This window comes from Microvirga sp. M2, from assembly GCF_047497095.1.
Lineage (GTDB): Bacteria > Pseudomonadota > Alphaproteobacteria > Rhizobiales > Beijerinckiaceae > Microvirga.
This window is the reverse complement of the sequence record NZ_CP134063.1, coordinates 1620899-1646368: the sequence shown is the minus strand read 5'-3', so window position 1 is coordinate 1646368 and position 25470 is coordinate 1620899. Positions and strand designations below refer to the sequence as shown.

Sequence of the window (25470 nt, the reverse complement as noted above, 5' to 3'; positions counted from 1 at the left end):
ACATCAACCGCGGATGCCCGCTCTGCTCTGTAGACTCTCAAACCCGGCCGGCAGTTCTCTCGCCTGTTCCGGAAACCTGCGACGGGCGCCTGCCCCTCGGGCCTTCCCTCCGAACCGGGCGAAGGCCTGAGCGCTTCCCGTCTATGGGGTCGTTTTTCTGGGGCGCTTCCGCTTCGGCGCAGCGACGGTCTCGCCGGTCGCCCCGTTGATGTTCGCGGCGGCATCGGCCGTTGCGGCAGCCGTGCTTCTCCGCTTGCGGGCTTTGGGGGCGGCCGGAGCGCTCAAGACTTCGTCCAGAGTTTGACTGGTCATTCCAAGCGGCGCAGGGCTGGTCTCGACGGCTGCCTCCTCATCGCCGACGGTCGTGGGTTCATCGCGTCCTTGCCCTCTGTCCTCCTGGTGCCGGAGGATCTCCTCTTCGGCCTGGTACCAGTACTCATCGGCCCGGTTCGGCAGACTCCCATGCTGCATCCAGAGTTCGTATGCCCGTTCCCGGATCCTCTGTTCTAGCTGACTGTTCATAACCACCTTTCGCCTTCACCCTGATGCGCCTCGACACGCGGTGAACGATCTTCATCCGCGAGGCGGCAATCACCATCTGCAAGCTGCATAAGTTATTAGGCGCTCTTGGCGAATGGCAACGGCTCGATATGGGCAAGCTTGAGGTTTTCAGCCCGATCGGAAGATTATTTTTAGGCGTACGACGACCGGGTTCGAAGCAAGCTAGGCAAAATATCTCATGAGTTGGAACTATGGCTTGGCAATCGAGTTGGCGATGCGGTCCTCATGACGATGAGCAACGTGAACTTTCTTGATGAAACCAGCGAACTGACCGGATGGAACCGGAGAGCCGAGACGACGCGCGCAGTCCCACGCCCGATCCTGCGGCCGGGCAGGAATTGCTGGCGCAGAGTGCATGCGGACAAGGCCGCCGCTCTCGTCGACGGGGAGGAATATTTTACCCGTCTGGAGACAGCTCTCCGCAAGGCGCAACATTCCATTATGATCATCGGCTGGGATTTCGACGGCAGCATTCGCCTTCGGCCCCACGTCGATCCTGCGGAGTCGCCACCTCTGGGGAACCTGCTGCGCTCCCTTGTGGAAGAGAGGCCGGACCTCGACGTCCGTATTCTGGTCTGGAGCGTGGCCGTCGTGCACGCGCCCGGGGCGCCGGGGCCGCTGATCTTCGGCGCCGAATGGCAGAACCACCCCCGCCTTCACCTGCGTCTCGACAGGCACCACCCCTTATACGCCGCTCATCATCAGAAGATCGTCTGTATCGACGACAGTCTGGCCTTCGTCGGAGGGATGGATCTGACCGTGCGGCGTTGGGATACGAAGGATCATGCCTGCGATACGCCCTATCGCTTGCGGGACGACGGCACGATCTACGATCCTGTTCATGACGTCCAGATGGCCGTTACCGGCCCTGCCGCGCATTCGATCGCCGAACTCGCCTATGCGCGCTGGAAGATCGCGACCGGCGAGGAAGTCCAGCCTCTCCCCCGGCCGGACATGGATCCCTGGCCTTCCGATCTTGCCCCCGACTTCGCCAACGCGCCGGTCGCCATCGCGCGCACCTACCCGGCCTGGGGCCAGGAATCCGCCGTTCAGGAAGCCGCGGCACTCAATCTCGATGCGCTCTCGGCCGCCAGAAAATCCATCTACATCGAAGCGCAGTATATGACGGCGCCCTGCATCGGCGATGTTCTGGAGCGCCATCTTGCCGATCCGAACGGCCCCGAGATCGTGGTGATCCAAACCCATGAATCCCATGGCTGGGCGGAGAAAAAGGTCATGGGGACGAACCGGGACCGCCTCATCCGCCGCCTGCGCCAGGCCGACCGGTATGATCGGCTCCGCGCCTACTACCCCATCGTTCCCGCCGGAGACGGATTCTGCCAGGTCCTGATCCACTCCAAACTGATCGTCGTGGACGATCGCTTTCTCCGCATCGGCTCATCCAACCTGAACAACCGCTCTATCGGCCTCGACACGGAATGCGATCTCGCCATCGAAGCCACAAACGACGAGATGCGCGGCATCATCGACGGCCTGCGCAACCGTCTTCTCGCGGAGCACCTGGATACGGACGTCGATACCTTGGTGAAGATGATCTGCGAGAAGAGAGGGTCGATGATCGCCGCCATCGAGCACTTGAACGTCAGCGACCGACGCCTGCATCCGTTCGACGCGATGTTCGACGAGGGACCGGTCGAACCTGCCATGGGCACTCACCTTCTCGATCCTCTCGAGCCCTTCGAACCATTCTGGTTCATGAAGCGATCGAGGGACTGATCATGCGCCGGCAGGGGCATCCGCGAGCGCAGCGCGGGCTCGCTTCTTCCGGCGAAAGACAAGTTCCGTCACCAGCAGAACAATGACGCCCAAGACGAGCGGAATCAGAAAGTAAACGAATCTGAAGACCAGGAGCGATCCGATGAGATTCTGTCCGGGCAGAAGATACATGACGACGCTTTCGATGACGCCAAGTCCTCCCGGCACATGGCTGATGAGGGTAGCGGTATTCGCGATCACATAAGCGGACGCCACGCCCATGTAGGAGACATCCGTCACTGCGGCGAGAGCTTGGTAGAGACAGGCGGCGACGCAGGCGAAATTGACGGAGCCGAGGATGACCTGCCAGAAAGCCAAGCGCAGCCGCGGCAGCTCGAACGACCAGCGCCATACCCTGAGGGGTTTGCGAACGAATGCCGAAAGCACGAGGTAAAGCCCGGGCAAAGCCAGACAGACCACGCCAAGAATGATGACGAGGGGCATGGAGAGATTCGTCATCTCGACCGCGAGCCGAGGGCGCAACAGCAATGCCGTGCCGCCCAACGCCATGAGGCCGACCCCGACCGTCGTACCGCAAAAGACAATGAGCTTCGCGACTTGCTCGGCGCTCAGGCCCCAGCGCCGATAGAACCGGTATCGCACCGCCCCGCTGCTGAGGAATGCGAAACCGATATTGTGACCGAGCGACAAGCTGGTAAACGAGGCCCAGGCCGCCTTACGATAAGGCAGAGGCCGCCCGACATAGCGCAGCGCGAGGTAATCGAAACCGCTGAGGCAAATGTAGCTCGCCGCGGCGAAGCCCCCTGCGGCAACCAGGCGACCCGCAGGAATGGCCGCAACGGCTTTCATCAAGTCATCGATGCTGTAGCCGCTCAGGGTGCGGTAGAGCAGGAACGCGGCGAGGCCGACCGCGACGACCGCAACAAGGGGCTTCCAGAATTTTCGCATCCATAATCCCGTTTTATGAAGAGACGGCGAAAAAGCCTGTCACATCTGGCCCGTCACGCCTGAGGGCCGGACCGACCGAGGACAAGCGATCGTGATGGGTGCCGGTTCCCATTCCGCCTACTCCCGGACATGCTCCATATCGACCTTGCAGCCCTTTACGGGCATGACCAGGAACTCGACCATGAGCGGCAGGTGGTCGGAAGCGATCCGTGCCATGGGCGATCGAACGGACTCGACGCGAACCACCTGGATCGAGCGCGTGACGAAGGCATGGTCGATCCGCAGGATCGGCAGACGGGACGGAAAGGTCGGCTTCGCGCGCAGGTGAGGCTCGGAGATCTGCGCGTCGCGAAAATGGGAAGCCAATCGCCGATAAGCCCGTGATCGGGGCGCTGCGTTGAAATCGCCCAGCAGAATGACAGGCTCACGGCAGGACGGATGCCCCAGCCATTGCGGCCCGAGAAGGCAATCGACCTGCGCCAAACGCTCATGACGGTGCAGACCGAGATGCGTGGTGATCACCTGCACGTCCGTTCCGCCGAGATCGATCGAGGTCCAGAGAGCTCCTCTCGGTTCCCGCGCCAGGCGGCCGGATCCGGCCGGAAGCGGGCCCGCCTTGATCACATGCAAGGGCCGATGCGTCAAAATCGCATTGCCGTATTCCTCTTCCAGAACCCGAAGGCTGGCATGGAAGTGCATCTGCATCCCGAGAGCCTGTGCGATCGCATGCGCCTGATCGACGCCGCCGGTGCGCGCTCGCCTGACATCGAGCTCCTGCAAAGCCACCACATCCGGCTCGTATGCGGCGATCACATCGGCGATCCGCCCTGGAGAAAGTCGCCCGTCAGTTCCAAGACAACGGTGGACATTGTAGGTCAGGATCCGCGGCACCGCGCCCCCTCTATGAGAGTAGTTACCGGCAAAGGCGAAACTGCGGAACGGCAGCCTTGGCCGCATCCGCACGGGAATGACGCGGAGTTTCCCGCCTCGGTTCCATACATTGCCGCCGCTGATGAGACGTCCGGGAGACAGGCTCGCGCAAATCGCGGATCGCCGGGGTGCCCTGAAACAAAAGAACGGGAGCCGTGCGTACATCCGGCACCGGCTCCCGCCTTTCTGGCCGGTCGCCCGAGCAACCGGATCGATTCAAGATACTCCCATTCCCAGAGGGGGCCGTAACGCATAGGAGGTATGAAATTGCCTCCTCGGGGGAGCCTGCCCTCTTGCAAAGATGGCCCCGGCTGGGGCACTGACCGTTCCGACGGATGTTCAGTTCGCAGCCGAAGCGCCCAGGAGGACTATTAAGGGGACTTTTCAGGCGTTCCGGGAGAACCATGGGCAGAGCGTGACAGGTGATTGGAGCCGACATGAGCGAGCAATTCTCCCTTCAGAAAGACAAGATTCGCGTGCTCCTGCTCGAAGGGGTCAACGACAGCGCCGTCGAGCTGATCAGGGCTGCAGGCTATACCAACCTGACCCATCTCAAGACAGCGCTTGACGAGCAGCAGCTGATCGAAGCGCTCCAGGGCGTGCATATTCTCGGAATCCGCTCCCGGACCCAGCTGACACCGAACGTCTTCGCTGCCGCCAATCGGCTCATCGCCGTCGGCTGCTTCAGTGTCGGCACGAACCAGGTCGATCTCGACGCAGCCCGTCACGCGGGGATTCCCGTCTTCAACGCTCCCTTCTCCAACACCCGCAGCGTCGCCGAGCTCGTGATCGGCGAAATCGTCATGCTGTTTCGGCGCGTCCTCCCGAAATCCGCGGCAGCCCATGCCGGCGGCTGGGAGAAGTCGGCGATCGACAGTCACGAGGTCCGCGGCAAGACGCTCGGCATCGTGGGCTACGGCAATATCGGCTCGCAGCTGTCCTATCTCGCCGAGTCGATGGGAATGCGGGTGATCTTCTACGATCACACCGACAAGCTCCGGCACGGCAACACCGAACCGGCGGACAACCTGTACGACCTGCTGGGCCAGAGCGATGTGGTGAGCCTGCATGTCCCCGAGACACCCGCCACGCATGGCATGATCGGCGCCGCGGAATTGGCCGCGATGAAGAACGGGGCCTATCTCATCAACAACAGCCGCGGCACCGTCGTCGATCTCGATGCCCTCGCACAAGCGCTGAAGAGCGGGCATTTGCGCGGCGCGGCCGTGGACGTTTTCCCCATCGAGCCGGCCTCGAACAAGGAGCGCTTCGCGACACCGCTTCAGGGCCTCGACAACGTTATCCTTACGCCTCACATCGGCGGCTCGACGGAGGAAGCGCAGGAGCGCATCGGCACGGAAGTGGCCCGGAAGCTGGTCGATTATTCGGATGTCGGCTCGACCATAGGCGCGGTGAATTTCCCGCAGGCGCAATTGTCGTCGCGTGCCACGGGAACGCGCTATATTCACGTGCATCGTAACGTGCCCGGCATCCTCGGACGCCTCAACCAGGCATTTTCCCAGCGTGGCTTCAATATTACGGCCCAGCATCTGCAGACTGACGGCGAGATCGGTTATGTCGTCATCGAGGTCGAGGGTCAGCCCGAGCATAGCCGTGAGATGCTGAAGGAGATCCGAGCCCTCGAAGGCACGATCCGGGCGCGCCTGCTCTATGCGCTGGGCTGAGCGGACAAGCGCAGGGTGGTGACATCGCACTTTCCTAAAGCGCGCAGCCGTGCTTGGATTGCCGAATGATCGCACGCGTTCAGGAACGCCTTCGCAGTCTCCTGCAGCAGACGGCATCACGCATCGCGGATGCTGCACGTCTCCCGGCTGTGAGGGTTGAGGATTCGGACGATGCGCTCGACGCCTTGCAAGCGCCGCCCCGGCCGCGAGAAGGTCATGACGTGACCGGAGACGCGTTCACGCCCGCCCCTCCTGAAGAGCAGGACATCCCGACCGATATGAGCGCTTCCGTCGATACTTTAGCCGAACAGATGCTGACCCTCGTGGATATCGTTTCATCGCAGGAGAAAGACATCAAAGCTCTGAAAGAGCAGAGCAAAAGACTGGAGGAGCACAATCAGGCCATCATGGTCGCCTTCTCGGCTTTCTTCCACGTTCTGGCCGTGGGACGGGTCGCGAAGGCAAGCGAGATCGCCACCCTTCTCCAGAACATCGGCAAGATCGCCGAGCAGGAAGGACGCCCTAAAGAGGCTGTCACCTTCCTGCAGAACTTGGCCAAAATGGTTCCGGGACATCCGGACGCCGAGCCCGACGCATAAACATTACTTGCCCCGGACCGAACGCCCTCCCTTAAGGGTCCATTAACCTTAAGGATTCATGATCGAAAGGCCATCGTCGGTCGGCGCAGCCACGATCAAAACCGCTGACGCCGCCTTCAGTGAGGGGGGAGCGATTCATGCCGGCGGAGAAGACTTTCATAGCGGTTGAGAGCCTGATTGCGGACCATGTTGCAATCTCCTTCAAACAGGGCGAGACCTCCTCCAGGGCCGATGGCACGGCAGCGCAGATCCGCAGGCACATCACCGACCACCTTCAAGCGCCTCACATAAGCTCGGAGCAGGACAATTCCCCTCCTCCTGCCGTTCAGGCGCTCTACAATCGTCTCTTCAGCGCGTTCTCCATCGTCCAGCCGGCCGGCAGCTCCGACGACCGCCTGCCCCAATTGACCCTGCTCCATAAAACACTTCAGGCGTTGAGCCAGGAAGCGAGATCCTCGACACGAAAGAACCTGAGGTCCGCTCATGTCGATTTGCTTCTCGAGCGCCAGCAGCTCGTCCTGAAAAACGAGTACACCCTCGGCTTCGGGCGAATCGAGATATGGCTTGTCTCGATCGCGGCCCTCTTCCTCATCGTGCTGAATGCGATCGATTTTTTCTGGTCTCTGCCCGCACTCGGGCTGAGCGTCGGCCGCTCCTGGCATCTGGATCGGCAGTGCAAGAAGCGCAGTGCCAGGATCGCCGAGATCGATGCCATCGTCGATCCCGCCGGACCGCGCTCTTACAACTGAGCCGGCAGAAGAGCGTCCCGCAAAGCCTGCCAGCTTTCCTTGTCGGGAGCACTGATCAGACCGCCTCCGCGATGGGTGGGCCGGTAGGGCGAGCCATCGAAATGGGCCGTGTAGCCGCCGGCTTCACGATGGATCAGCCAGCCTGCGGCATGGTCCCAGGGCATGATGCTCGACGAGAAGGAGAAATGCAGATGGCCGCCGGCGAGCAGGCGATAGGTGTGCGCGGCGCATCGCAAGTCGGCCGCCATGGCGATGCGCGGCAGATTGCCGGTCACGATCGGGCGCAACGCCTCGGGCAGATACCGCCAGGACACATTGCCTGCCATCTGCGGCAATGGGACAGGCGGGGCGACGGTGAGAGCGTGCGTCGCGCCGTCCGAGCGTTGCAGCCAAGCCCCCTCGCCGCGAACGGCGATGGCCCAATCGTCCGAGATCGGATCGAGAATGACACCGCCGACGACTTCGCCCTTCATCACGGCCGAGGCCATGACACCGAACAGCGGCAGGCCGGATGCGAAATTCAGGGTGCCGTCGACGGGGTCGAGAATGAAGGCAAGATCGGCCTCCCCCAAACCGTCGAGAAGAGCCGGGTCCCGGCTGACGCCCTCCTCACCGATCACGACGGCCTTCGGAAAGGCCCGCAGAAGCTCTTTTTCGATGGCGCGCTCCGCCGCCTCGTCGGCATCCGTCACAAGGTCGAGCTGAGAGGTCTTGGTGCGAATTCCACCGGCGGACAGGTTTTTGAACCTCGGCAGGATCTCGGTTTGCGCGGCGTTCCGAAGAATCTCCGCAACGGTAAGGGCATCGGCTCTGGAAAATAACATCGGACTCAACACATGCCTGTTCGGTCATGCCAAATAACGGCAAATGTCAGATCATCTCAAGCGGGCGCTTGCGCCTGGGTGGCGGAAACCGCGCATCGATGGCCTCCAGCTCGTCGCGGCTGAGCCGGATATCGAGCGCGCGCCGGTTGTCCCTCACATGCGCGGGACTCGAGGCTTTGGGAATGGCGACGATGTCGGGTTTCCGAAGAAGCCAGGCCAGGGCGATCTGATAACTGCTGGCGTCGTACCTGCGTCCGATCTCCTGAAGAAGACCTGCTTTCGGCAGACGTCCCTGTTCGATGGGACTGTAGGCCATCAGCGGCATCCGGTGCTTCTCCATCCACGGGATCAGATCATATTCCGGCCCGCGCCGCGTGACGTTGTAGAGGACCTGGTTGGTTGCGCAGTTCGCGCCGCCTTCGACATCGAACAGCTCTTCCATGTCGTCGGTGTCGAAATTGCTGACGCCCCAATGGCGGATCTTGCCGGCGTGGCGCAATTCCTCGAATCCGGCTACCGTCTCCTCCAGGGGCACCCCTCCGCGCCAGTGCAGAAGATAAAGATCGAGCCGGTCCGTCTTGAGCCGCCTCAAGCTCCGCTCGCATGCCTCGATGACGCCTGTACGGCTCGCATGATGCGGGTAGACCTTGCTCACGAGGAACAGCCGATCGCGCTCCGGGCCCAGGGCTTCCGCGATAAGCGTCTCCGAAGCGCCCTCGCCGTACATCTCCGCGGTATCGATCAGGCTCATGCCCAGTTCGACGCCCAGACGCAGGGCCTCGATCTCCTGAGCGCGACGGCCGGCCGTCTCCGCCATTTGCCATGTTCCCTGCCCGAGAGCAGGAACCGTTTCGCCCGACGGCAGCACAACCTCCCGGTTCATAACGGACCTGCGCGGCAAGGGGTGACCATGGCTTGTCCTTTCAGAGGAGCGAGGAACGCGGGATTGCGGACGACAGCATCGACGTGAAACCGGTACCCACCTCCCCGGGTCGATGCTCTATTGGAGGCGCGGCGTCTTCATGAAGCGGCTTCGATCGGCGGATCTGATCGTCACGTCGAAGGTATCGCCCTCGCGTTCCAATGTCAGCGGCACATCCACCCCGGCGGAGCCGAGGGACCAGATCGCCCGATAGAACTCCGACAGAGACGATATATCGCTTCCGGCGACGGCCCTCACATGATCCCCGGCCTTCAACCCTGCGCGCTGCGCCGGGGCATCGCCCGCAAGGCCGATGATCGAAACCTGGTCCTCTTCCGTCTCCGACGCATAGAAGCCCAGCCATGGCTTGGGAGGAGCGCCGACCCGGCCGAGGGTCAGAAGGTCGTCCAGAATCGGCTTCAGGAGATCGACGGGCACGCTCATGTTTAAGGGAACGATGGCGCCGCCCTGGGCTTGGTGCTGGAGCTGAAGCGACCCGATGCCCACCAGGTCCCCCCGCGGTCCGATCAGTGCCGTGCCTCCCCAATTGGGATGGGCCGGCACGGTGAAGATCGCATTGTCGATGAGATATTCCCAATAGCCGGCGAATTCCTGACAGGCGACGACCTGGGCGGCCAAGGAATGCGTGCGGCCGCCGCTTCCTCCCATGACGACCCGATCGCCAGGCGATATGCGCCGCGAATCCCCGAGAGGCAGGGCCGGCAGCCCGAGCGGTTCGAGCGCCTGTACGAGGCCGAAGCCGCTGTCGTAATCATAGGCGATCACATGGGCCTCGACCGTATGCCCCGTATTCGTGGTGAGCCAGACCTCTTCCGCTTCGGCGATCAGGTACCCGATCGTGACGATGAGTCCGTCCGCCCGGATGACCACGCCTTGGCCGGCCCGGTCGATCCCGAGGGTTTCAGCCGTGAAGGCATCGCTCGGGACCCGGGCCCGGAGCGCAACGATGGACTTCAGTGCCTCCTGCAGGTCGTAGGCGAGCGCATCCGGATCAGGTTGGAATTCAGGCGGGATCTGCCACTCCTCAGGTGATTGCATCGACAAACTCCTTGCACCCGCCTCCGGAGCCCCCGGAGAAGGAGATCTCGAAGGACCATCCCTAGAATTGGGGACATCCTTAGAATGAAGATGGCGGATCATCCCCGTCGTTCAACCCGTAAGCCCCCGATTGACGCGGCGGGAGCGGGCATCGGCTTGACCTAAATCAAGGCTTCCGGCGCCCGGACGGAGCAAAGAGCCGGCATGACTCCAGAACTCATCGCCCGCTACGACCAGCGCGTTCCGCGTTATACGAGCTATCCCACCGCTCCCCACTTCAAGCCTGAAGTGGACCAGGCGACCTATGCGCACTGGCTCTCGGAACTGGCGCCGAAGACCGCTCTTTCCCTCTATCTGCACGTCCCGTTCTGCGCGGAACTGTGCCTTTACTGCGGATGCCACACCACGGTTGCCCGCAGCTACAGCCCGGTCGCCTCCTATGTGGACCTCCTGGCGCGAGAGATCGAGCTCGTGGCCAAGTCTCTGCCGAACCGGATGGACGTCGCGCATATCCATTGGGGCGGCGGCACCCCGACGATCCTGTCGGGAGCCGATCTCCGGCGCATCATGAGCCTCCTGGAACGCTCGTTCGGGATCCTTGCGACCGCGGAGATCGCCGTCGAGATCGACCCTCGCACCATCACTGTCGACCATGTGGAGGCGCTCGCGCAGTCCGGGCTCAACCGGGCGAGCCTCGGAGTGCAGGATTTCGATCCCAAGGTCCAGAAGACCATCAACCGGATCCAATCATTCGATGAAACGGCGCGGGTTGCCGCCTGGCTGCGCCGGGCGGGAGTCACCGGCCTCAACCTGGACCTCATGTATGGACTTCCCTATCAAACGACCGAGAGCGTCCTGCGCACGATCGAGCAGTCCCTCCGGCTCGATCCGGACCGCATTGCCCTGTTCGGCTATGCCCACGTTCCGTGGATGAAGCGCCATCAGGCACTCCTGCCGGAAGACGCCATGCCGGATGCCCTTCAGCGTGTCGAGCAGAGCACGGCGGCGGCCTCCGCCCTCCTGAAGGCGGGTTACGTCCCAATCGGCATCGACCATTTCGCGAAGCCCGAGGATCCGCTCGTCATGCGCCAGCGCGAAGGGCGCCTGCACCGGAACTTCCAGGGCTACACCACGGACGAGGCCACGGCCCTCATCGGCTTCGGAACCTCCGCCATCGGCTCGCTGCCGCAGGGCTATGTCCAGAACGCTCCGAGCACCGTCGCCTATCGGGAGGCCGTCACGAAAGGCCGTCTTGCCACCGTGCGGGGCCTGGCCCTGACGGAGGACGATCGCCTGCGCCGAAGAATCATCGAGCGGCTGATGTGCGATTTCTCCGTCGATCTCGCCGAGATCGCCCCCGAGGCCGGAAAGCATGATTTTGCAGCCGAACTCCTCGCGATCGACGAAATGGCCCGCGATGGGCTCGTCAGGCGCGACGGTCTTTCCATCGACGTTCCCGAGGACAGCCGTCTGCTGGTCAGAAACGTCTGCGCGGCCTTCGACCAATATCTCGAAAGAGGGAGCGCCCGCCATTCGCGCGCTGTCTAGAGCATCGGACGCAAAAGTGGGAACCGGTTTTGCGTGAAAAGATGCTCCCTCCGAGAGCATCGGACGCAAAAGTGGGCACCGGTTTTGCATGAAAAGATGCTCGCAAACAGAGGCTTACGGCATCGGATGCGGGTTCGATGCCACGTCCGATGCTCTCGTCCTTTCGACGAGCCTCTGCGGGGCACGAGCGTCCGATTGATTTGCATCAATGCCCCTTTCCACTCCCCCACCTAGTGAGGAAAACTGATGGCGATGCCCAGGGCCTCGCCAAACTTTAGAACGGTCGAGACCTATGGCTCAAACGGCAACAACTTCCAAAGGAATGACAATCGGCGAGGCAGGATCTTCTCTTGCACTCGCCGCCTTGGCTTTTCTCAGCATCATCATCGCGGCGAAGGCCTACACGCCCGAATATGCATTCCATGCGTATCTCTTCGCGGCCGCGAGCGTCGCGGCTGTCTTCGCGATCGTCAACCGCTACTACGAGCGGCCCGCCGCTCTTCCGGCGCTGACGATCAACGGCAAGCCCAACTACAACATGGGCCCGGTGAAATTTGCGACGCTCGCTTCCGTCTTCTGGGGCATCGCGGGTTTCACCATCGGGCTTCTCATCGCCCTTCAGCTGGCCTTTCCGGCTCTCAACTTCGACACGGCCTGGCTCTCCTTCGGACGCATGCGCCCCCTGCACACCTCCGCGGTGATCTTCGCCTTCGGCGGAAACGTGCTGATCGCCAGCTCGTTCTATGTGGTGCAGCGGACCTGCCGGGCCCGCCTGGCGGGTGACATCGCGCCCTGGTTCGTCGTTCTCGGCTACAACTTCTTCATCGTCATCGCCGGAACCGGCTATCTGCTCGGCATCACGCAGAGCAAGGAATATGCCGAGCCGGAATGGTACGCGGATCTTTTCCTGACGATCGTGTGGGTGACGTACTTCCTCGTCTTCCTCGTCACCGTCATGCGCCGCAAAGAGCCCCATATCTATGTGGCGAACTGGTTCTATTTCGCTTTCATCCTGACGATCGCGGTCCTGCACCTGGGCAACAACGCCGCGATCCCCGTCTCGATCTTCTCGCCGAAGAGCTACATCGTATGGTCCGGCGTCCAGGATGCGCTCGTCCAGTGGTGGTACGGCCATAACGCCGTCGGGTTCTTCCTCACGGCCGGCTTCCTCGCCATCATGTACTACTTCATCCCGAAGCGGGCCGAGCGTCCGGTCTATTCCTACCGCCTTTCGATCATTCACTTCTGGTCCCTGATCTTCATCTATATCTGGGCCGGCCCGCATCACCTCCACTACACGGCCCTGCCCGATTGGGCGCAGACGCTGGGCATGGTCTTCTCGATCATGTTGTGGATGCCCTCCTGGGGCGGCATGATCAACGGCCTCATGACCCTCTCGGGCGCCTGGGACAAGCTCCGCACGGATCCCGTGCTGCGCCTCATGGTCGTGTCCGTCGCCTTCTACGGCATGGCCACCTTCGAAGGTCCGCTGATGTCCGTGAAGGCCGTGAACTCCCTGTCGCATTATACCGACTGGACCATCGGCCACGTTCATGCCGGCGCTCTCGGCTGGGTCGCCTATATCTCCTTCGGGGCGGTCTACTGCCTCGTTCCGTGGCTGTGGAACAAGAAGGGGCTCTATTCGATCAAAGCCGTCTCCTGGCACTTCTGGATCTCGACCCTCGGCATCGTCCTGTACATTTCGTCCATGTGGGTCGCCGGCATCCTGCAGGGCCTCATGTGGCGCGCCTATACCAATCTCGGCTTCCTTGAATACTCGTTCATCGAAACCGTGGAGGCGATGCACCCCTTCTATGTCATCCGTGCACTCGGCGGCGCTCTCTTCGTTGCCGGAAGCCTGATCATGGCTTGGAACGTCTGGAAGACGATCACCACAGCCGAAGCCGTCGAGGAAGAAGCTCTTCCCGCGCAGCCCGCCCTCGTTGCAGCGGAGTAAAGGAACCGATCATGTCATTCTGGTCCCGTCATAAGATCTTCGAGACCAACTCGATCATCCTTGTCATCGGCGTGCTGTTCGTCATCTCGATCGGCGGCCTCGTGGAAATCGTGCCGCTCTTCTATCTCAAGAGCACCATCGAGAAGGTGGACGGCGTGCGTCCCTACACGCCTCTCGAGCTGGCAGGCCGCAACATCTACGTGCGTGAAGGCTGCTACAACTGCCACAGCCAGATGATCCGTCCGATGCGCGACGAGGTGGAACGCTACGGCCACTACTCCCTCGCCGCCGAGAGCATGTACGATCGCCCGTTCCAATGGGGTTCCAAGCGCACGGGCCCGGACCTCGCCCGCGTCGGCAACAAGTACTCCGACGACTGGCACCGCGACCACCTCAAGGATCCCCGCGCGGTCGTTCCCGGTTCGATCATGCCGGGCTATCCCTGGCTCGAGAAGAACGAGCTCGACGTGTCTTCCATCGCCGAGGACATGAAGGTCCAGGCCATGCTCGGCGTGCCCTATACCGAGGAGATGCTGAAGAAGGCGGAAAGCGACGTTCGCATCCAGGCCAATGCCGACGACCCGAACGCCGAGGATCTTGCCAAGCGCTACCCGAATGCTCAGTCGCGCAGTTTCGACGGCAACCCGCAGAAGGTGACCGAGGCGGATGCCCTGATCGCCTATCTGCAGATGCTCGGCACGCAGGTCGACTTCAAGCTCTACGACAACAAGGCCAACGTGCGCTGAGGACAATGCCATGCCAGCCGCATACAAATTCTTCGCCGAATTCGCCCAGACCTGGGGATTGCTCTACTTCGTAGGCGTCTTCCTGGTGGTCCTGGTCTACGCCCTCGCCCCCTCGCGGAAGGAGCGTTTCGACGCGGCCGCCCGCATGCCTCTCCAGGAGGATTGATCCCATGGCCCATGACATTCACGAAAAGGTCGACGCCGTCTCGGGCATGACCACGACCGGGCACAGCTGGGACGATATCGAGGAGCTCAATCATCCGCTGCCGCGCTGGTGGCTGTGGACCTTCTATTTCACCATCGTCTGGGCGATCGCGTATTGCATCGCCTATCCGGCCTGGCCGCTCGTGTCCTCCTATACCAAAGGCGTTCTCGGGTGGCAGTCCCGAGAAGCCGTGGAGGTCGAACTGGCGGCTCTCAAGGATCTGCGCTCGGGCATGACGGCGAAGCTCGCGGCCAGCTCTCTTGATGAGATCAAGCAGGATCCCGAGATGTTCGCCTTCGCCCGCGCTCAGGGCAAGGCAGCCTTCGGCGACAATTGCGCGCCCTGCCATGGGGCCGGCGGCGGCGGCGCCAAGGGCTATCCGAACCTGAACGACGACGACTGGCTGTGGGGCGGCTCGCTGGAGCAGATCCAGCAGACGATCCGGTTCGGCATCCGCTCCACCAGCGACGAGGGCCATTCCGGCAGCATGCCTGCATTCGGCCGCGACGGAATGCTCAAGCGCGAGGAGATCTCGCAGGTGGCGGATTACGTTCGCTCCCTGTCGGGCCTGCCGACGGACAAGGGCGCCGATCTCGCCGCTGGCGAGAAGATCTTCGCCGACAACTGCGCCGCCTGCCATGGCCCCACCGGGCAAGGCATGCAGGAGATGGGCGCGCCGAACCTCACGGATAAGATCTGGCTGTTCGGATCCGACAAGGCGGTCATCGTCGAGGGGATCAACAATGGCCGCGGCGGCGTGATGCCGACATGGCAGGGACGCCTCGACGACACGACCATCAAGGCCCTGACGCTCTACGTCCACTCGCTGGGCGGGGGACAGAATCCGTAAGCCGCGGCAAAGCACGCCATCCGTATTCATACTGGCGGCCGGAGAGCCATCTCCGGCCGCCTGCTTGACCCAAATCAAGGCGGAACCCCGAAGTCTCCCCTATCCAGTCCTCTCTTGATGAGAACCTGTGACGGATTCGATGGCTGACGCTCCTGTTTCCCCCTCCCTTACGAATTCAGGCCCCGAAGACGCCCCGCTCTACGCCCCGCGCAAGCAGATTTACCCGCAGGCCGTGAAAGGCCGCTTCCGCACGATCAAATGGGTCGTCCTGGCCGTCACCCTGGGCATCTACTACCTGCTCCCCTTCCTCCGCTGGGACCGGGGGCCCCATGCTCCCGACCAGGCCATCCTGGTCGACCTGGCTCAGGGCCGCTTCTACTTCTTCTTCATCGAGATCTGGCCGCAGGAGGTCTACTACTTCACGGGCCTGCTGGTGCTGGCCGCCCTCGTTCTTTTCCTGATGAACGCCGTCGCCGGCCGCGTCTGGTGCGGCTATCTTTGCCCGCAGACGGTCTGGACGGATCTCTTCTATGCCGTCGAGCGGTGGATCGAGGGCGATCGCCGCGACCGGATGCGCAAGGACAAGGAAAAACTCACCCTCAGGACGGCGGCGCAGAAGGGCCTGAAGCATTTCATCTGGCTGATGATCGCCTGGTGGACAGGCGGTGCGTGGGTGCTCTACTTCGCCGACGCCCCTACCCTGGTCCGTGAGCTGGCGACGTTCCAGGCCCCGATGACCGCCTATGTCTGGATCGGCATTCTCACCTTTACGACCTACACGCTCGCCGGGTTCATGCGGGAGCAGGTCTGCACCTATATGTGCCCCTGGCCGCGCATTCAGGCCGCGCTGACGGACGAATACGCACTCAACGTCACCTATCGCTACGACCGCGGAGAGCCGCGCGGATCGATGAAGAAGAATGAGGCCATGAGGCTTCAGGGACTGCCGGCCGGCGACTGCATCGACTGCTATCAATGCGTCAATGTCTGCCCGACAGGGGTCGATATCCGCAAAGGCCTGCAGCTCGATTGCATTCAGTGCGGCCTGTGCATCGACGCCTGCAATACGGTGATGGAGAAGATCAATCGCCCTCTCGGCCTGATCGCCTACGACACCGAGATGAACGTGAAGGCCCGCATCGAGGGCCGGCCGGAGACCCGTCACATCGTCCGTCCCCGCACGATCTTCTATGCGGCCATCATTGCCCTCGTCGGCGCGACGATGATCGGCTCCCTCGCCATGCGCCGGACGGTTTATCTGAGCGTCATGCATGATCGCAATCCGCTCTACGTCCACCTCTCCGACGGTTCGATCCGTAACGGATTCACCATTCGCGTCGCCAACAAGAACCTCCACGAGCGCAGCTATGCTCTCACCATCGACGGCCTGTCCGGCGCCAAGCTCGATATCGTCGGCGGAGAGATCGACCAGCAGGGCCAGGTCGTCGTCAAGGTCGGACCCGATCAGACCCTGGAAGCCCGTGTCCTGGTGAGTTCGCAGGGTTCGGATGTTCCTCCCTCGACCGATATCCACTTCACGCTAACTGATCTCGCCACGGGCGATACGGCCCGGATGAGCGATTACTTCAAGGCGCCTTAAAAGGATCAAGCCATGTCCACGACGACGGCAGAACGCCCCCCTCGCATCCTGACCGGACGCACCGTTCTCATCTATCTGGTCTCATTCTTCGGCGTGATCTTCGCCGTGAATTTCGTGATGATCCGTGTTGCCGTCTCGAGCTTCAGCGGCGTGGAGACGGAGAGTTCGTACAAGGCGGGGCTCACATTCGAGAGCGATGTGGCGGCAGCCCACGCGCAGGATGCCCTTCACTGGGCGGTGGAAGCGAAGCTTGAACACGCCCCGGCCCGCGGCATCGTCATCACGGCCCGCGACGCGAAGGATCAGCCTCTCGCGGGCCTCACCGCGCAGGTCCTCCTGGCCCACCCGACGGACAAGCGCAACGATGTTTCCATCGACTTTGCGGAGATTTCCACCGGCCGGTACCGCAGCCTCGGCCCGCTTCCCGAGGGCCGCTGGGATCTCGTCATCAACCTGAAGCGCGGGGACGACGTCGTCTTCCGCTCGAAGAGCCGCATTTCGCTGTAGCAGAAAGACCGCGATCATGGCCGATACGCTCGATCTCTCCGTTTTCGTCAAGCCGCAGGATGACGGGACATCGCATCTCGATCTCGCGATCGAGGGCATCGACTGCGCCGCTTGCATCGACGAGATCGAAGGTGGATTGTGCCGCTTGAACGGCGTTGTGGATGCGCGCCTCAACTACACGACGCACCGCCTGTCCGTGCAGTGGCAGGAGGGCGCCATTGCCCCATCGGCCATTGTCGACGAGTTGCAGCGCCTCGGTTATCGCGCCCACCCTTACCAGTCGCGCCTGGTCGAGGAGGAGGAAGCACGCCGCTCGCAATGGCTGTTGAGGTGCCTGGCGGTCGCGGGCTTCGCCTCCATGAACATCATGCTCCTTGCCGTCTCCGTCTGGTCGGGCAACGTGACCGACATCACGCCGGAAACCCGCGACTTTTTCCATTGGCTTGCCGCCTTCATCGCTCTTCCGACCGTCGCCTATGCGGGGCAGCCGTTCTTCCGCAGCGCCTTGGGGGCGCTGAGGGCCAAGCGCACCAACATGGACGTGCCGATCACCATCGGCATTCTGCTGGCTCTCACCATGTCGGTGGTGGAAACGATCAATCACGCGGAGAACACCTATTTCGACTCCGTCGTGATGCTCCTCTTCTTTCTCCTGTGCGGCCGTTATCTCGACCAGGCCATGCGCCGCCGCACGCGCGCCGTCGCGGGCAATCTCGCGGCGCTCAAGGCCGAGGTGGCTCATCGCATCGACGAGCGTGGCGAGACCGTTCTCGTTCCCACCGCGGCGCTCAACCCGGGCGACCGTGTCCTTGTGCGCCCCGGCGAACGCATCGCCGTCGACGGGATCGTCCTTTCCGGCCACTCGGAACTCGACGAGAGCCTCGTGACCGGCGAGACCGTGCGGCGTGCCGCCACGCCCGGCGAACATGTCTATGCCGGCAGCATGAACTACGACGGCACTCTGACCCTGGCGGTGACGGCAGCCGGCAAAGGCACGCTTCTCGATGAGGTCGAGCGGCTTCTCGAATCCGCATCCGCCGCCAAGTCCCGCTATGTGCAGTTGGCCGACAAGGTGGCGCGGGCCTATGTGCCCGTCGTGCACCTCACCGCCGCCATCACGGCGGTCGTCTGGGTCGCCATGGGCTCCTCGGTGCACGATGCCGTCATCACGGCCGTCGCCGTGCTCATCATCACCTGTCCCTGTGCGCTGGCCCTCGCCGTTCCCGTCGTTCAGGTCGTGGCTTCAGGCGCCCTGTTCCGCTCCAACGTCTTCCTCAATTCCGGCGATACGTTGGAGCGCCTGGCCCGCATCGACGCGGTCGTGTTCGACAAGACGGGCACGCTGACTCTTCCGGAGATGCGCGTGGCCAATGCCGGCTCGATCCGCCCCGAACTGCTCGAGGCGGCGGCGCGCCTTGCCCTGTCCAGCCACCATCCGCTGGCGTCGGCCCTGGCGCAGGAAGCGAAGGAGCGTCGTCCCTACGACGAGGCGACGGAGGAGGCCGGACAAGGCGTAAGAGCCGTTGTGGCCGGGGTGGAGCTTCGTCTCGGAAGCCCGAGCTTCTGCGGGGCCGCCGATCTCGCCGCCGCGTGCGCGGACAAGGAGGCGGATGTCTCCATGATCGCTTTCTCGCACGGTCATGAGCGCGCCATCCTGCTTGTACGTCAGGCGCTGCGCCCGGATGCCGCCGCCGCGGTCAGGGCCCTGCAAGGTCTCGGCATCGATTGCCGGATCCTGTCCGGCGACCGCCCCGAGGCCGTCGCGCCGATCGCCTCCGCCCTCGGCATTCGCGCGTGGCGCGGCGGTGCGAAGCCCGCCGAGAAGATCGCCGCCATCGAAGCTCTCAAAGCCGAGGGCCGCAGAGTGCTCATGGTCGGCGACGGCCTCAACGACGCCCCCGCCCTCGCGGCAGCCGACGTGTCCATCTCGCCGATCACGGCGGCCGATATCACCCAAGCCCAAGCGGATGCGGTCTTCCTCGGCGACAGGCTCTCGCCCGTTCTGGATGCCGTGACCATCGCGCGCCGCGCCCGCGCCTTGATGCGCCAGAACCTGCTCATTGCGCTGGTGTATAACCTCGTCGCGGTTCCCCTGGCCTTCCTGGGCTACGTGACCCCCCTGGTGGCCGCGCTGGCGATGTCCGGTTCGTCGAGCCTCGTGACGCTGAATGCTCTTCGGGCCCGGAGCGTCAAGGCCGGATCCGCGGCGGAAGCACCCTCACAGGCCAATGCGGCCGCAACCGTTCCGACCCTGCAGGGAGCATGAACCATGGAAGTTCTGATCTATCTCGTGCCGATGGCCCTGGTTCTGGGTCTCTCAGGCCTGGCGGCCTTTCTCTGGTCGCTCAAGAACGGGCAGTTCGACGACGTGGACGGCGCGGCCATTCGCGTCCTGAAGGATGACGACGTGCGGCCATGAGCACGTCGTCTGCCATACCGCGCGCGGGGCGGCTCGACTGCCTTTGCGAGCCGATCGACGCCGCAGGCGGCACGTCGGATCATGGCGGAACGGCGCTGCTTGCGGCCGCCTTCGCCTTGTCCGTGCTCTCGCAGGTCTTTACCCTGACCATCCTGCCGATCGCAGGCCTCTCCCTTGCTCCTGCCGGAGCCTGGGCTACCCTGCCCTATGCGGCGTTCTACGCCGGAGCGGCGCTGGCGAGCCTCCCGGCCTCTCTCCTCCTCGACGCCTTCGGCCGCCGGGCCGCCTTCTCCCTGGGAGCCGGCCTGGGAATCGCCGGAGGACTGCTCACCGCGTGGTCGCTCCTGCAATGGCAGTTCACGGGCCTGGTTCTGGGGGCGCTGTGGCTCGGGATCGCCAGCGGCTTCAGCCTGTTCTACCGGCATGCGGCCGCGCCTCTCGGAGCCAAGGGAACGGGACCCGTTCTGCTGGTCTTCGGGGCCGCCACCGCGGCCGGTCTTCTCGCGCCGAGCCTGGCAGGCCTCGCGGAAAGCCTTGCCGTTCCGCATGCGATGGTCGGCATGGCGGTCGCGGCCGCCCTCGCACATGTCGGATCGCTCGGGATCACCGCGCTTCTCCCGCATCGCCGGGCCCGCCGGATACGCACGGAGGCCTCTCCCCTGCAGGGATGGCGGCGTATTCTATGGCCTACCCTGCTGGCGGCCCTGGCCTGGTTCGCCATGACGGCTCTCATGGGCGCGACCCCCATCGCCATGGTCGGATGCGGCCTGGGCGAGGCGGTTTCGGGCGCCATCGCGTGGCATGTGATCGCGATGTACGCCCCCTCTCTGGCGCTCGCGGGCCTTCCCAAGCCGATCCGCCCTCTTCGGATCGCCCTCGGCGGCGGCGTTCTGCTCTCGGCGGCGGCGGCGATCTTCCTTCTGGCCGCCACGACCGGCGCCTTCACCCTCTCGGCGGCTCTTCTCGGAATCGGCTGGTCCCTCGTGACGATGGGGACGACGCTTTGGATCCACGAGGAGGGCGAGCCCTCCCGCTGGCTTCTCGGCATTCATGACGGAATGCTCCTCGGCTCCGCCCTCCTGGGCGCCATGGCGGCGGGCCTCGTGCGGTAATCGCCGCCGCTCGCGACACAATAGGCCTGTATGAACGCTCTTATGCCTGTGCCAGCGCCTCGTGCGAAAAAGTGGCCCCGGTTTTTCGCACGAGGCGCTGTTCTATAGGGGGAGCATCGGATTCAATCCCAAAAGTGGATTCCACTTTTGGGTCCGATGCTTTAGAAACGCCGTGGGAATGGTGACGGTTTTCCCGGTGCCGACTTCGATCGGCAGCGGGAGAATGATCCCGGACTGGAGTTTCCTTTGACGGCCTCGGCTTCTCCCCCCATCGCTCCGACGCAACAGGATATCGGCTTCCAGCTCCTGGTCGATGCCGTGACGGATTACGCGATCTGCATGCTCGATACCGAAGGCCGCGTCATCAGTTGGAACACGGGCGCCGAGCACATCTGCGGCTGGAGCAGAGACGAGATCCTAGGCCGTCATCTCTCCATCTTTCATACACCGGAAGACCTCGCCACCGGCAAGGCCGCTCTCACCCTCGAGATCGCCCGCGACAAGGGACGCTTCGAGGAACAGGGCCTGCGCCTGCGCAAGGACGGCTCGAGCTTCATCGCGCATGTCAGCCTGACCCCTTTGAAGAACGAGGCAGGCGAGCTCCTCGGTTACGCCAAGGTCACCCGCGACATCACCGAACGCGTTGCGGCCGAGGAAGCCCTGAAGACCCGCGAGGCCCATCTGCGTTCGATTCTGGAGACGGTTCCGGACGCCATGATCGTCATCGACGAGCAGGCCCGCATTCAATTCTTCAGCGCCGCCGCCGAGAGGCTGTTCGGCTACGAGGCCTCGGAGGTCATCGGCGAGAATATCAAGCTCCTGATGCCCGATCCTTATCGGGAGCAACATGACGGCTACATGCACCGCTATCTCACGACGGGCGAGAGACGCATCATCGGCATCGGCCGGGTCGTCGTGGGACAGAGCAAGGACGGAGCCACCTTTCCCATCGAGCTGGCCGTCGGCGAGATGCGCTCGAGCGGCCAACGCTATTTCACCGGGTTCATCCGCGACCTTACCGAGCGGCAGAAGACGGAAGCTCGCCTACAGGAGCTGCAATCCGAACTCGTGCACATGTCCCGCTTCACGGCACTCGGCGAGATGGCCTCGACGCTGGCCCACGAGATCAACCAGCCTCTCACGGCCATCGCGAATTATCTGAAGGGCTGCCGTCGCATCCTGCAGCGCATGGAAGGCCAGGATGTGCCGATGCTGGAAGGCGCCGTGAATCAGGCCGCCGAGCAGGCGCTGCGGGCGGGCCAGGTCATTCGTCACCTGCGCGAATTCGTGGCCCGCGGAGAGAGCGAACGCCATATCGAGAACCTGCCCAAGCTGATCCAGGAGGCGAGCGCCCTTGCGCTGGTCGGGGCCCGTGAGAAGGGCGTGCGCGTCTCGTACCGGCTCGATACGAACGCGTCCCTTGTCCTGGCGGACCGCATTCAGATTCAGCAGGTCCTCCTGAACCTCATCCGCAACGCGATCGAGGCCATGCAGGACGCGCCCAAGCGCGAACTGGTGATCGCCAGCCATGCCCTGTCTCAGGATGGCCTTGTCGAAGTCAGCGTCACGGATACCGGAACGGGGATCGAGCCCGAGGTTCTGGAGCGCCTGTTCCAGCCATTCGTGACGACGAAGAAGCATGGCATGGGTGTCGGCCTGTCGATCTGCCGAACCATCATCGAATCCCATGGCGGGAAGATCTGGATCGAATCGGAAGTCGGCCAGGGCACGGTGTTCCGATTTACGCTGCGGACTGTCAGTCAGGAGGAGCTAGCGAATGCCGAGTGAAGCGATTGTGCATGTGGTGGACGACGATCTGGCCGTACGCCAGTCCCTCTCCTTCCTGCTCGCCTCGGATGGTTTGCCGGTCCGCCTCCACGAGTCGGCCTCTGCGTTTCTGGACAGCGTGAAGATCGCCTCCGACGGCTGCATCGTCACGGATGTCCGAATGCCCGGCATCGACGGCATCGAGTTCCTGCGGCGCCTCAAGGTCCGCGGTTTCACCCTGCCGGTGATCGTCATGACCGGCCACGCGGATGTGCCCCTTGCGGTGGAAGCCATGAAGGAAGGAGCCATCGACTTCATCGAAAAGCCCTTCGATGACGAACTCTTCCTCGCCGTCGTCCGTGCCGCGCTCAGGCATCAGCAGAAGCAGGCGCACCAGGATGCGCAGGCGGTGGAAGTGCGGACGCGCGTGGAGGCGCTGTCGGAGCGGGAGAGCCAGGTTCTGGAGGGTCTCGTCGCCGGCAAGGCCAACAAGGTGATCGCCTACGATCTCGGCATCAGCCCGCGGACCGTCGAGATTTACCGGGCGAACGTGATGACGAAAATGCAGGCTTCCAGTCTCTCGGAGCTTGTCCGCATGGCCCTTCTTGTCGGCGTTCGGCCCTAGAGCCTTTTCCGCAAAAGTGGACCCGGTTTTTCGCTCCGACCGATGCGCCAATTCAGGAGTGGAGCATCGGATTGGATCCCAAAAGTGGATTCCACTTTTCACGTCCTATGCTCTAGGGCAGGCGAAAGTCCTTAAGGGACATTCCGGAGCGCGCTGGCAATCCCGGATTGACCCATATCAAGCCCCTGATCTTCCCGTTGGATTAGATCTGAGCGAGATCCGAGAGCCAGGGACCCGTTAGGACGCCCCATGTCCATGATACCAGGGCCGGTCATCGTCGTGGACGACGATGCCGCCGTTCGACAATCTTTGAAGTTCGCCCTCGAGCTCGAGGGTATGGAGGTGCGCACCTATGAGAGCGGCGCCGAACTCCTCGCCGATCCGGAGTTGCCGACCTCGGGCTGCCTCGTCGTGGATTATTACATGCCGGCCATGAACGGGGTCGAGCTGATGGACAGGCTCCGCGGACGGCTGGTTCGCCTTCCCGCCATCCTGATCACCGCCCGCATGACGGACGACATGCGCAGGCGCGCGGCGTCCTCCGGGTTCAGACAAGTCATTGAAAAACCTCTGGAAGACAGCACCCTGCTCGACGGCATCCGTGGGGCTCTGAATACTCCCGCCTGAGCGGCTGCGCTCGCCTCCGGGATATCCCTTAGGAGAGCATCTGAATGTCGCAAAGCCCGGTCGGCGGCTAATGCTGAGCTCACGTCAACCAAACGACCGACGAGAGCCCCATGCAGACCGCGCACGCTTCCATCAGCACTCAGATTGTTCCGAACGTCGCGCTCCTGCGCACTCCGCCGGCACCTCGCACCGCTCCCGAACTCGGCACGGCGCGGAGGGTGTCCAAGGACGAAGAGATCTTCGCCGAGGGAGACAGGGCTGCTTATTTCTACAAGGTGGTTTCGGGCGCGGTGCGCACCTTCAAGCTCCTGAGCGATGGCCGTCGCCAGATCGACGCCTTCCATCTTCCCGGCGACATCTTCGGCATGGAGCTCGGCGATGAGCACCGCTTCAGCGCGGAAGCCCTCGGCGAGGTCACCATCATCGCCTACCGCCGCTGCAGCCTGGAGGCTCTGGCCTCACGGGATCAGGCCCTCGCCCATCAGGTGACCTCATCCGTGATGCGCGCGCTCGAGCGGGCCCAGGATCACATGCTCCTGCTCGGCCGCAAGCATGCTCTTGAAAAGATTGCCACCTTCCTGCTGGTTTTGTCCGAGCGTCTCGCGGAGGACGGTCACGTCGATCTGCCGATGTCACGAATCGACATCGCCGATCACCTCGGCCTGACGATCGAGACGGTCTCGCGCTCGCTCACTCAATTGGAACGTCAGGGCGTCATCGAACTGCCTGCCCATCGCCGTTCGATCGTGCTGCGCGACAAGGCCGCTCTTCGGCGCCTCGAAGCCTGAAGCACGCCCGCTGAGACGCCTCAGGGCCTTTGCCCGAGGCTGTTCGCGTAAGCCTCCGCCCGGCCCTGCACATCACGCCAAAGGCGCAACTCGCGTTTTGCATCCGCAAGCGCCCGATGATCGGGGGCGCCCTCTTCTTCGTCCGTGAGACGGGCTTCGGTCAGAATCGCCTTCGCGCGAGCGCCAAGCGTATCCTCCGGCACGCCGGCCTTCCGCAAGATCAGGGAGACGGCGTCCGTATGCGCGACATCCGTGTCCTGCAACCGCAAGGCGTGCCGCGGGAGTCCGGCCGCCCGCAGCAATCTGCTGAGCCAATGGCCGTCCCACGAAGGTGCCGTCGCGAAGAGAGCATGGCCCGACAGTACATCCAGCATGTGCCTGGCGACGACGTCATGCGGCGTGCCTTTCGCCATGAGCTGCTCTCGCGTGAGATGGTGGGTCGCCTCCGATTCCGCAGACCAGTCCGTCCATGACGGTGCAGGCTTGATGAGATGGCTCTCCTCCCCTCCGGAGGCGAAAATCCACCCGACCTCGATCGGATAACTCTCCTTGCCGAGCGACGAGGCCTCGAAGTCGAGGAACACGACATCCGGTTGCATGCTCATCGGATCCGCTCCGAGTGTGATCCTCTCATGAGCCCCGCGTCCTCGGTTCAGCGAAGCGTCGAGCCGGCCTTCCCCCGGCAGGACGACATGAGGCAGGCCG

The 25470-nt window shown here is 63.2% G+C and carries 25 protein-coding genes; 18 read left to right on the top strand and 7 right to left on the bottom strand.

Annotated features, from left to right (window positions below):
- Positions 1-141: 141 nt before the first annotated feature.
- Positions 142-471, bottom strand: a complete 330-nt coding sequence (locus RE429_RS07770; RefSeq protein WP_414473740.1) for a DUF2934 domain-containing protein — start codon at positions 469-471, stop codon at positions 142-144.
- 330 nt (positions 472-801) lie between these two features.
- Here RE429_RS07770 and RE429_RS07765 point away from each other — a divergent pair, with 330 nt between their 5' ends.
- Entirely contained in the window at positions 802-2298 is a 1497-nt protein-coding gene (locus tag RE429_RS07765; RefSeq protein ID WP_414473739.1) for a phospholipase D-like domain-containing protein, read from the top strand.
- Here the strand turns inward: RE429_RS07765 and RE429_RS07760 are convergent, their stop codons facing one another.
- On the bottom strand, positions 2299-3246 hold the full coding sequence (locus tag RE429_RS07760; protein WP_414473738.1) for a lysylphosphatidylglycerol synthase domain-containing protein: 948 nt from the start codon (positions 3244-3246) through the stop codon (positions 2299-2301).
- Between the two features lie 117 nt (positions 3247-3363).
- The gene (locus RE429_RS07755) at positions 3364-4203 is read right to left on the bottom strand and encodes an endonuclease/exonuclease/phosphatase family protein (RefSeq protein ID WP_414474147.1); all 840 of its coding nucleotides are present in this window, start codon (positions 4201-4203) and stop codon (positions 3364-3366) included.
- 410 nt (positions 4204-4613) lie between these two features.
- Between RE429_RS07755 and serA the strand changes: the two genes are divergently transcribed.
- The 3 genes from serA to RE429_RS07740 all read left to right on the top strand — a co-directional run bounded on the left by serA (position 4614) and on the right by RE429_RS07740 (position 7209).
- Complete coding sequence (gene serA / locus RE429_RS07750) at positions 4614-5861, top strand: phosphoglycerate dehydrogenase (protein WP_414473737.1); 1248 nt, start codon at positions 4614-4616, stop codon at positions 5859-5861.
- 65 nt (positions 5862-5926) lie between these two features.
- Complete coding sequence (locus RE429_RS07745; protein ID WP_414473736.1) at positions 5927-6460, top strand: hypothetical protein; 534 nt, start codon at positions 5927-5929, stop codon at positions 6458-6460.
- A 137-nt stretch (positions 6461-6597) separates the two neighbouring features.
- Positions 6598-7209 carry a hypothetical protein gene (locus RE429_RS07740; protein ID WP_414473735.1) on the top strand — a complete coding sequence of 204 codons (612 nt, stop codon included), beginning with the start codon at positions 6598-6600 and terminating at the stop codon, positions 7207-7209.
- Here RE429_RS07740 and RE429_RS07735 read toward each other — a convergent pair.
- The 3 genes from RE429_RS07735 to RE429_RS07725 all read right to left on the bottom strand — a co-directional run bounded on the left by RE429_RS07735 (position 7200) and on the right by RE429_RS07725 (position 10014).
- Positions 7200-8033, bottom strand: a complete 834-nt coding sequence (locus RE429_RS07735; protein WP_414473734.1) for an inositol monophosphatase family protein — start codon at positions 8031-8033, stop codon at positions 7200-7202. The genes RE429_RS07740 and RE429_RS07735 overlap by 10 nt on opposite strands.
- Positions 8034-8079: 46 nt before the next feature.
- The gene (locus RE429_RS07730; protein WP_414473733.1) at positions 8080-8916 is read right to left on the bottom strand and encodes an aldo/keto reductase; all 837 of its coding nucleotides are present in this window, start codon (positions 8914-8916) and stop codon (positions 8080-8082) included.
- Positions 8917-9033: 117 nt separating this feature from the next.
- Entirely contained in the window at positions 9034-10014 is a 981-nt protein-coding gene (locus RE429_RS07725) for a S1C family serine protease (RefSeq protein ID WP_414473732.1), read from the bottom strand.
- Between the two features lie 204 nt (positions 10015-10218).
- On the opposite strand from RE429_RS07725, the gene hemN reads away from it, so the two are divergent.
- The 14 genes from hemN to RE429_RS07655 all read left to right on the top strand — a co-directional run bounded on the left by hemN (position 10219) and on the right by RE429_RS07655 (position 24765).
- On the top strand, positions 10219-11562 hold the full coding sequence (gene hemN, locus RE429_RS07720; RefSeq protein WP_414473731.1) for an oxygen-independent coproporphyrinogen III oxidase: 1344 nt from the start codon (positions 10219-10221) through the stop codon (positions 11560-11562).
- Between the two features lie 322 nt (positions 11563-11884).
- The gene (gene ccoN, locus RE429_RS07715) at positions 11885-13519 is read left to right on the top strand and encodes a cytochrome-c oxidase, cbb3-type subunit I (RefSeq protein WP_414473730.1); all 1635 of its coding nucleotides are present in this window, start codon (positions 11885-11887) and stop codon (positions 13517-13519) included.
- 11 nt (positions 13520-13530) lie between these two features.
- The gene (ccoO, locus tag RE429_RS07710; RefSeq protein ID WP_414473729.1) at positions 13531-14265 is read left to right on the top strand and encodes a cytochrome-c oxidase, cbb3-type subunit II; all 735 of its coding nucleotides are present in this window, start codon (positions 13531-13533) and stop codon (positions 14263-14265) included.
- 10 nt (positions 14266-14275) lie between these two features.
- On the top strand, positions 14276-14431 hold the full coding sequence (locus RE429_RS07705; RefSeq protein ID WP_370436822.1) for a cbb3-type cytochrome c oxidase subunit 3: 156 nt from the start codon (positions 14276-14278) through the stop codon (positions 14429-14431).
- Between the two features lie 4 nt (positions 14432-14435).
- The gene (gene ccoP / locus RE429_RS07700; RefSeq protein WP_414473728.1) at positions 14436-15320 is read left to right on the top strand and encodes a cytochrome-c oxidase, cbb3-type subunit III; all 885 of its coding nucleotides are present in this window, start codon (positions 14436-14438) and stop codon (positions 15318-15320) included.
- Between the two features lie 139 nt (positions 15321-15459).
- Complete coding sequence (ccoG, locus tag RE429_RS07695) at positions 15460-16920, top strand: cytochrome c oxidase accessory protein CcoG (protein ID WP_414473727.1); 1461 nt, start codon at positions 15460-15462, stop codon at positions 16918-16920.
- 12 nt (positions 16921-16932) lie between these two features.
- Complete coding sequence (locus RE429_RS07690; RefSeq protein ID WP_414473726.1) at positions 16933-17427, top strand: FixH family protein; 495 nt, start codon at positions 16933-16935, stop codon at positions 17425-17427.
- A 16-nt stretch (positions 17428-17443) separates the two neighbouring features.
- Positions 17444-19693 (top strand): heavy metal translocating P-type ATPase, encoded by a 2250-nt coding sequence (locus tag RE429_RS07685; protein WP_414473725.1) that lies wholly within the window; start codon positions 17444-17446, stop codon positions 19691-19693.
- 3 nt (positions 19694-19696) lie between these two features.
- Positions 19697-19846, top strand: a complete 150-nt coding sequence (gene ccoS, locus RE429_RS07680) for a cbb3-type cytochrome oxidase assembly protein CcoS (protein WP_414473724.1) — start codon at positions 19697-19699, stop codon at positions 19844-19846.
- The gene (locus RE429_RS07675; RefSeq protein ID WP_414473723.1) at positions 19843-20958 is read left to right on the top strand and encodes a hypothetical protein; all 1116 of its coding nucleotides are present in this window, start codon (positions 19843-19845) and stop codon (positions 20956-20958) included. The genes ccoS and RE429_RS07675 overlap by 4 nt, the downstream gene beginning before the upstream one ends.
- Before the next feature lie 339 nt (positions 20959-21297).
- Positions 21298-22746, top strand: coding sequence for a PAS domain S-box protein (locus RE429_RS07670; protein WP_414474146.1), 1449 nt, complete (start codon positions 21298-21300; stop codon positions 22744-22746).
- Positions 22736-23350 carry a response regulator FixJ gene (gene fixJ, locus RE429_RS07665; protein WP_414473722.1) on the top strand — a complete coding sequence of 205 codons (615 nt, stop codon included), beginning with the start codon at positions 22736-22738 and terminating at the stop codon, positions 23348-23350. The genes RE429_RS07670 and fixJ overlap by 11 nt, the downstream gene beginning before the upstream one ends.
- Positions 23351-23599: 249 nt before the next feature.
- Positions 23600-23977: a response regulator transcription factor gene (locus RE429_RS07660; protein ID WP_414473721.1), complete on the top strand. Its 378-nt coding sequence runs from the start codon at positions 23600-23602 to the stop codon at positions 23975-23977.
- Positions 23978-24087: 110 nt separating this feature from the next.
- The gene (locus tag RE429_RS07655) at positions 24088-24765 is read left to right on the top strand and encodes a helix-turn-helix domain-containing protein (RefSeq protein ID WP_414473720.1); all 678 of its coding nucleotides are present in this window, start codon (positions 24088-24090) and stop codon (positions 24763-24765) included.
- Between the two features lie 20 nt (positions 24766-24785).
- Here the strand turns inward: RE429_RS07655 and RE429_RS07650 are convergent, their stop codons facing one another.
- The gene (locus tag RE429_RS07650; RefSeq protein WP_414473719.1) at positions 24786-25370 is read right to left on the bottom strand and encodes a transcriptional regulator; all 585 of its coding nucleotides are present in this window, start codon (positions 25368-25370) and stop codon (positions 24786-24788) included.
- Positions 25371-25470 lie beyond the last annotated feature (100 nt).

Coding starts and splice junctions, on each gene's coding strand:
- RE429_RS07760 (WP_414473738.1), bottom strand. CDS start 3,246: ATGCGAAAATTCTGGAAGCCCCTTGTTGCGGTCGTCGCGGTCGGCCTC.
- RE429_RS07670 (WP_414474146.1), top strand. CDS start 21,298: ATGCTCGATACCGAAGGCCGCGTCATCAGTTGGAACACGGGCGCCGAG.
- RE429_RS07755 (WP_414474147.1), bottom strand. CDS start 4,203: ATGCGGCCAAGGCTGCCGTTCCGCAGTTTCGCCTTTGCCGGTAACTAC.
- RE429_RS07685 (WP_414473725.1), top strand. CDS start 17,444: ATGGCCGATACGCTCGATCTCTCCGTTTTCGTCAAGCCGCAGGATGAC.
- ccoG (WP_414473727.1), top strand. CDS start 15,460: ATGGCTGACGCTCCTGTTTCCCCCTCCCTTACGAATTCAGGCCCCGAA.
- ccoN (WP_414473730.1), top strand. CDS start 11,885: ATGACAATCGGCGAGGCAGGATCTTCTCTTGCACTCGCCGCCTTGGCT.
- RE429_RS07740 (WP_414473735.1), top strand. CDS start 6,598: ATGCCGGCGGAGAAGACTTTCATAGCGGTTGAGAGCCTGATTGCGGAC.
- RE429_RS07725 (WP_414473732.1), bottom strand. CDS start 10,014: ATGCAATCACCTGAGGAGTGGCAGATCCCGCCTGAATTCCAACCTGAT.
- RE429_RS07675 (WP_414473723.1), top strand. CDS start 19,843: ATGAGCACGTCGTCTGCCATACCGCGCGCGGGGCGGCTCGACTGCCTT.
- ccoP (WP_414473728.1), top strand. CDS start 14,436: ATGGCCCATGACATTCACGAAAAGGTCGACGCCGTCTCGGGCATGACC.
- RE429_RS07705 (WP_370436822.1), top strand. CDS start 14,276: ATGCCAGCCGCATACAAATTCTTCGCCGAATTCGCCCAGACCTGGGGA.
- RE429_RS07735 (WP_414473734.1), bottom strand. CDS start 8,033: ATGTTATTTTCCAGAGCCGATGCCCTTACCGTTGCGGAGATTCTTCGG.
- hemN (WP_414473731.1), top strand. CDS start 10,219: ATGACTCCAGAACTCATCGCCCGCTACGACCAGCGCGTTCCGCGTTAT.
- RE429_RS07655 (WP_414473720.1), top strand. CDS start 24,088: ATGCAGACCGCGCACGCTTCCATCAGCACTCAGATTGTTCCGAACGTC.
- ccoO (WP_414473729.1), top strand. CDS start 13,531: ATGTCATTCTGGTCCCGTCATAAGATCTTCGAGACCAACTCGATCATC.
- RE429_RS07690 (WP_414473726.1), top strand. CDS start 16,933: ATGTCCACGACGACGGCAGAACGCCCCCCTCGCATCCTGACCGGACGC.
- RE429_RS07660 (WP_414473721.1), top strand. CDS start 23,600: ATGTCCATGATACCAGGGCCGGTCATCGTCGTGGACGACGATGCCGCC.
- RE429_RS07730 (WP_414473733.1), bottom strand. CDS start 8,916: ATGAACCGGGAGGTTGTGCTGCCGTCGGGCGAAACGGTTCCTGCTCTC.
- serA (WP_414473737.1), top strand. CDS start 4,614: ATGAGCGAGCAATTCTCCCTTCAGAAAGACAAGATTCGCGTGCTCCTG.
- RE429_RS07770 (WP_414473740.1), bottom strand. CDS start 471: ATGCAGCATGGGAGTCTGCCGAACCGGGCCGATGAGTACTGGTACCAG.
- RE429_RS07650 (WP_414473719.1), bottom strand. CDS start 25,370: ATGAGCATGCAACCGGATGTCGTGTTCCTCGACTTCGAGGCCTCGTCG.
- fixJ (WP_414473722.1), top strand. CDS start 22,736: ATGCCGAGTGAAGCGATTGTGCATGTGGTGGACGACGATCTGGCCGTA.
- ccoS (WP_414473724.1), top strand. CDS start 19,697: ATGGAAGTTCTGATCTATCTCGTGCCGATGGCCCTGGTTCTGGGTCTC.
- RE429_RS07745 (WP_414473736.1), top strand. CDS start 5,927: ATGATCGCACGCGTTCAGGAACGCCTTCGCAGTCTCCTGCAGCAGACG.